Consider the following 1,832-nt stretch of genomic DNA (forward strand, 5'->3'; position numbering starts at 1 on the left):
GGACGGTACGCGCCGGCGCCGGACACCCGGCGCCGGCGCGTACCGTCCCGCCCGACGGCCCGGTTACCCCCGGGCCGTCACGGGCAGGCTTGTAGGCACCCGTGTGGCCCAACCGCGCGCCGCCGCACGGTCTATCTCTCTCGACACGTCCCGACCAGTCGGACAGCCACAGCCGCACATCCGGGACACTTCACCTCAGTTGCCGTGTGCCCGGAGAAAGCCCGGTGGAAGGTGCCATGACCGCAATGCCGGACAGCTCCACGTCGCGCATCGCCCTGCCCGATACGGCGGGCGGCGCCGCACTGCTGCACTCGATCGGCCCGATGCTCACCAGTTGGCTGCCCCGACAGCGCTGGTTCGCGGGCAAGGGCCGCCCCCTCGACGGCCTCACCCTGGCCGCCGCGACCGAACTCCTGCCCGTCGCCGGCGGACCCGCCCCCGGCCTGCTGCACCTGCTGGTCACCGCCCACCAGGGGCGCACCACCGACTGCTACCAACTCCTGCTCGGCGTACGGCACGTGCTGCCGCCGGTGCTGGCACCGGCGCTGATCGGCCGGCCCGAGGAGGGCGCCCTGCGCGGCATGTGCGTCTACGACGCCGTGCCCGACCCCCGGCTGACCTCCGTCCTGTTGGAACGCCTCCGCGCTCCCGGCCGGCTCGGCGCTCTGGGGTTCCGCCGCGAACCGGGCACCGCCATCCCCTCCGGGCTGGTCCCCAGACCCCTCCGCAGCGAGCAGTCCAACTCGTCCGTCGTCTACGGCGATACGTTCATCCTCAAGCTGTTCCGCAGACTCAGCCCCGGCCTCAACCCGGACCTCGAACTACCGCTCGCGCTCGCCCGCGCCGGCTGCCGCCAGGCCCCGGCCCCGGTCGCCTGGTTCGAGGCGGAGAACCCGGTGCGGACCGACACGGACGCCACACTGACGCTCGGCATCCTCCAGCCCTATCTCGCCGGCACCAGCGACGGCTGGCAGCTCGCGCTGCGGGCGCTGGCCGCAGGACGCGAGTTCCACCGCTCCGCCTTCGAACTCGGCCGGGCCACCGCCGCCGTACACACCGCCCTCGCGGCGGCGCTGCCGACCTCGGTCCTCGCGGGCGCCGAACTCACCGCGGTGGCGGAGGAGATGACCGAACGACTCGAACGCGCCGTGGAGGCCGTACCGGCACTGCGACCGTACCGGCCCGGGCTGCGCGAGGCGTTCCGCGCCGTCGCCACCCTCGCCCGCACCGGACACCAGTGCCCCGTGCAGCGCATCCACGGCGACCTCCACCTCGGCCAGGTACTGCGCACCGACGCCGTGGGCGTCGACGCCCACGACAAGGACGACGGCGGCAGCTGGGCACTGATCGACTTCGAGGGCGAGCCGGCCGTCCCCATCGCCGAACGCCGCCGCCCCCAGCCCGTCCTCCGGGACGTCGCCGGGATGCTCCGCAGCTTCGACTACGCCGCCTGCCAGCGCGGCTCCGGCGACCGCAGACACCGCTGGGCGGCGGCCAACCGCGCCGCGTACTGCGCCGGTTACGCGAGCGCCACCGGCGCCGACCCCCACGCCCAGGCGGCGCTGCTGCGCGTCTACGAGACCGACAAGGCCGTCTACGAGGTGCTGTACGAGGCCCGCCACCGGCCCAACTGGCTGCCCATCCCGATGGCCGCCATCCGACGGCTCGCCCAGGACCCCAAGTAGGCGCGGTGCCCGCGCGCGGCCCGACGCGTGTCGGGCACCGCGCGCGAGCGAGCCCCGACGAGCCGGCCCCAGAGGCCGCCGACGACCCGAGACCCCGAACCCAGCCCCCGACGCCCGACGCCCAAGCCAAGGGAGTACCCCCAAGTG

General features: G+C 74.7%; 1 protein-coding gene. It reads left to right on the forward strand.

Going from position 1 to position 1,832, the window contains the following annotated elements; all coding sequences use genetic code 11:
* The first annotated feature begins 245 nt into the window (after positions 1 to 245).
* The gene (locus tag FNX44_RS26535; protein WP_143651514.1) at positions 246 to 1,685 is read left to right on the forward strand and encodes a maltokinase N-terminal cap-like domain-containing protein; all 1,440 of its coding nucleotides are present in this window, start codon (positions 246 to 248) and stop codon (positions 1,683 to 1,685) included.
* Positions 1,686 to 1,832 lie beyond the last annotated feature (147 nt).

This window comes from Streptomyces alkaliterrae (genome assembly GCF_007097205.2).
GTDB lineage: Bacteria > Actinomycetota > Actinomycetes > Streptomycetales > Streptomycetaceae > Streptomyces > Streptomyces alkaliterrae.

Coding starts and splice junctions, on each gene's coding strand:
- FNX44_RS26535 (WP_143651514.1), top strand. CDS start 246: ATGCCGGACAGCTCCACGTCGCGCATCGCCCTGCCCGATACGGCGGGC.